Source organism: Parapedobacter sp., from assembly GCF_053550995.1.
On the sequence record NZ_JBMQOC010000097.1, the window covers coordinates 1 to 4568 of the forward strand.

At 53.0% G+C, this 4568-nt stretch carries 4 protein-coding genes; all 4 read left to right on the top strand.

What is annotated here, in order from left to right; all coding sequences use genetic code 11:
• Positions 1-219: 219 nt before the first annotated feature.
• A complete protein-coding gene (locus tag ACO1NT_RS12850; RefSeq protein ID WP_449049047.1) occupies positions 220-1710 on the top strand; it encodes a gluconokinase in 1491 nt (496 codons plus the stop codon).
• Between the two features lie 27 nt (positions 1711-1737).
• On the top strand, positions 1738-1932 hold the full coding sequence (locus ACO1NT_RS12855) for a GntT/GntP/DsdX family permease (RefSeq protein WP_449049049.1): 195 nt from the start codon (positions 1738-1740) through the stop codon (positions 1930-1932).
• Positions 1933-2079: 147 nt separating this feature from the next.
• Positions 2080-3138 (top strand): efflux RND transporter periplasmic adaptor subunit, encoded by a 1059-nt coding sequence (locus tag ACO1NT_RS12860; RefSeq protein ID WP_449049050.1) that lies wholly within the window; start codon positions 2080-2082, stop codon positions 3136-3138.
• 17 nt (positions 3139-3155) lie between these two features.
• Positions 3156-4568: efflux RND transporter permease subunit (locus ACO1NT_RS12865; protein ID WP_449049051.1), on the top strand; the 1413-nt coding region annotated here is incomplete at its 3' end.

A 4568-nucleotide genomic window follows, 5' to 3' on the forward strand; every position in this document is an offset into this window, starting at 1 on the left:
AATGAGGTTTTCCTATACAACGAAATGATCGATCTCGCTGGTTCCCTGCGCATGCGCACACACCGTGCCGACAATGGCAACTAAAAAACAACCGAATTTCAACATATTTTAGTTGATAATGATGGATGCAATGTTAATGAAAAATTATAAAACCTGAGCGGGTTTCTGTATTTCCAATGCAATTTATCTATGTTTGTGATGTAAACTACCCCCTCACCCATGGACATCATTATCGGTGTAGACATCGGAACTTCAGCGACCAAAGCCGTGGCCTTCCACACGGCGGGGCATGCGCTAGCGCATGAACAGGTCGATTATGAATTGACGACCCCCCAGCCGGGATGGTTTGAACAAGATCCGGCCGTGTTGTTCGATGCGGTCGTAAATGCCATTGCACGGTTGGTGGGGAAGGTGAACGGCAATGGGGCGCGGGCGGAATGCATAGCCATTGGATTCAGCAGTGCCATGCACGGGCTTATCGCCATGGACGAGCATGACCGGCCGCTTACTAACTGCATCATCTGGGCCGATACGCGCAGTGCCTCGTTTGCCGAGGAACTCAAACGCACGGATAAAGGGCTTGATATTTATTTGAAAACCGGCACGCCGATCCACGCCATGTCGCCGCTCTGCAAGCTTTGCTGGCTACGCGCGGAAATGCCGGCCATCTTCCAAGCGGCCCGGAAATTCATTTCCATCAAGGAGTATGTTTTCCACCGGTTATTTGGCCGCTACATCGTAGATGAATCCATTGCGTCGGCAACGGGGCTTTTTGACATCCACGCTTTCCAATGGTATCGGCCGGCGCTGGCATGGGCAGGTATTTCAGCCGCACAGCTTTCCGACCCGGTTCCGATTACCTACACGTTGTCGGGCCTGCCTGCCCAACTGGCGAGCGTTATGGGTATTCCAGAAGATACGCCTTTTGTGGTTGGGGCCAGCGATGGCTGCTTGGCCAATTTGGGGGCCGGTGCGGTGGCTCCCGGCGATGCGGCCGTAACGATCGGTACGAGTGGGGCGATACGCATGGTGGTGGAAACGCCGCAAACAGATAAAAAAGCCCGTACATTTTGCTATGTGCTCACCAAACGCCTGTTTGTAGTAGGCGGGGCGGTGAATAGTGGCGGCATGGTGTTTCGTTGGTACCGCGATCATTTCGGTGGGGGTGCCCTTGGGGGTACGCACGCATACCAACAACTGGTAGCCGAAGCATCGACCGTCGCGCCCGGTGCCGACGGGCTGCTGTTTTTGCCGTATCTTGCGGGCGAACGGGCACCCCACTGGGATGCAAATGCAAAAGGAGTCTTTTTCGGGGTGCAGCTGCACCATACCAAAGCGCACTTCACACGGGCGGTGCTGGAGGGAATCGTATATGGATTGTACAGCGTTGGGAAGGCACTGGAAGAAATCGCCGGCCCCATCAAGGTTATCCATGCGAACGGTGGGTTTGCACGAGCTCCTTTCTGGGTGCAATTGCTGGCCGATGTTTTCAATAAGCGCGTGTTGGTGTCGGATGAAGGTGTACAGGATGCCGCCAAGGGCGCTTGTCTCGTGGCGTTGGATGCGTTGGGCAAGGTTTCGGGCTTTGACATGATCGACGGCCAGTCGAGCAACGTGGTGTGTGAACCCGATATCCACGCCCATCGCCGGTATATGGATAGCTTCGCGCTGTTTGAGCGTCTATATGATCGGCTGAAAGATGAGTTTTGACCCAATTATACTGTTACATTATATCATATGATGCCAATCATTATTGTTGCCGGCGGCATTTTGTTGTTGCTTCTTCTGGTGGTTGTCTTTAAGTTGAGTGCTTTCTTCTCGCTGATAATCAAATCGTTGGTGGTGGGAGTGGCATTGGGCATGCCGGCAGCCGACGTGCTCGTTTCCATCGAGGGATTGTTGGGTTTGCTGGTATTGGATAGGTATAGTTAGTCGCCGCCCGGCGCGCGGCCGTGCTAGGCGGCGTGTTTTTCCGTAAAAAATGTGATACAGCTGCGAAATACTTGATGATTCCAGTAGTTTTGGCTGGCAGAAAGCTGTATATTTATGTTTTTTGCGGGATAGGTTTCAGATACTAACATGAAGAAAAAATACCTTTTTATCGCGATAGCCGTCATTGCTGTGGCCGCCATAAGCTATTGGCTCACGCGCAATCCTAAGCCCAAAGTTGCGGCGCCGGAACAATCACAAGGCACGGGGCCCATGGAGGTTAATGCCATCGTGGTGGTACCCAGGGCATTTTCCAACACCATCACCCTCTCGGGTTCGATCGAACCCGATGAGCAGGTTCAGATCCGCAGTGAAGTATCGGGCGTGGTAAGGGCATTGACGTTCCGGGAGGGGGCTGCCGTACAAAAGGGCCAGGTACTGCTACGCATCGATGATTCGGAATTGCAGGCCCGCCTCATCCAGGCGCAGAGCAGCGAACAATTGGCAGAAGACAACGAGGAGCGTGCGCGCCTCTTGTTGGAAAAGGAAGCTATCAGCCAACAGGAGTATGACGTGGCGCATGCGGATTATGAATCGGCGAAGGCCCAGACGGAGTTGATCCGCGCCCAGATCGCAAAAACCACCGTCCGCGCACCCTTCAATGGTAAGATTGGGCTCCGGTCGATTTCGGAGGGCGAGTACTTAACCCCTTCTACCGTGGTAGCCAATTTGCTGCGCATCAATCCCGTTAAAGTGCTGTTTTCTGTGCCCGAGAAATACAGCGGCCAAATAAAGGTGGGGCAGGGGTTGACCTTTAGCGTCAGCGGGTCGGAAGCGAAATACCACGCCGAAATTTATGCGATTGAACCGGGTGTAGACGCAGCTACTCGGACCATCAGCATCCGGGCGGTTGCTGAAAACCCCGGAGAAAGGCTGTTCCCGGGCGCCTTCGCCCGTATTGAGCTGCCATTGGACCATACCGAAGATGCGGTATTGGTACCAACGGAAGCGGTTATCCCGGTGCAAAATGGCAAACAGGTGTTTTTATTGAAAAACGGTAAGGCCGCTGCGACACCGGTGGAAGCCGAAAACCGTACCCGAACGGACGTGTTGATTACCGAGGGGGTGGCAATCGGCGATACGGTACTCACTTCGGGAATCATGTCGCTCGCCGACGGGATGCCGGTAACCGTGAAGGTTGATGAATAGGATTAAACCATAAGCGTATGAGTCTCTCCACCACCAGTATTAAAAGGCCGGTTCTCACCATTGTGATGAACCTGATGCTTATTTTATTCGGCGTTATCGGATATACGTTTTTGGGTGTCCGCGAATTCCCATCGATCGACCCGCCGATCGTATCTGTACGCACCAACTATGCGGGGGCCAACCCCGATATCATCGAATCGCAGATTACGGAACCGTTGGAACGCTCGATTAACCAAATCGATGGAATTCGTAACATATCGTCGTCGAGTAGCCAAGGTTCCAGCCGCATCAATATCGAGTTTTTGTTAAGCAAAGACTTGGAAGAGGCGGCCAATGATGTGCGGGATAAGGTCTCGCAGGCCATGCGCAGCTTACCCCAGGATATCGATGCGCCGCCAGTGGTATCCAAGGCCGACGCCGATTCCGATCCGATTATCGTGATGACCGTGCAAAGCGAGTCCCGGTCTCCACTCGAACTCGGCGAAATCGCTGATAACGTAATCGCCCAACGGCTACAGACCTTGCCGGGGGTGAGTTCGGTACAGATATGGGGCGAAAAGCGCTATGCGATGCGTTTGTGGATCGACCCCATGCGGCTTTCGGCCTACGGGCTTACCCCATTGGATGTGCGCAATGCATTGAACCGCCAGAACGTGGAGCTGCCCTCGGGAAAAATCATGGGTGAGAATACCGAACTGGCCATAAAAACGGTAGGGAACCTAACCACGGAAGAAGAATTTAATAACTTGATAATCCGATCGGAAGGTGATCGGATTATCCGGTTTGGCGACATCGGCACTGCCGTACTTGGCCCCGAACAACTCGAAAGCGAATTCCGGGAGTCTAATTCCATTATGGCCGCCATGGCCATTATACCGCAGCCCGGCACCAATTACATTGATATTGCCAATGCGTTTTATGACCGCTTCGACCAACTTAAAAATGAAGTGCCTGCCGACGTTGTGATGGATGTAGCGATAGACAATACGCTATTTATCAAACGGTCGGTTACCGAAGTTGCCGAAACCATCATCATTGCACTGATCTTGGTGATTTTGATTATTTTCCTCTTTTTCCGTGACTGGGCTATCGCGTTCCGGCCGCTGATCGATATACCCGTATCGCTCATTGCCACGTTTTTCGTGATGTACCTGTTTGGATTCTCGGTCAATGTGTTAACGTTGCTGGCCATTGTATTGGCCACGGGTTTGGTGGTGGATGACGGCATCGTGGTTACCGAGAATATTTACAAGAAGGTGGAGGAGGGGATGTCGCCGATTATGGCGGCCATCAAAGGGGCAAATGAGATTTTCTTCGCCGTAATATCGATCTCCGTTACCTTGGCCGCCGTATTCTTGCCGGTGATGTTTATGGAGGGTTTCGTGGGGCGGCTGTTTCGAGAGTTCGGGGTGGTCATCGCGGCCGCCGTA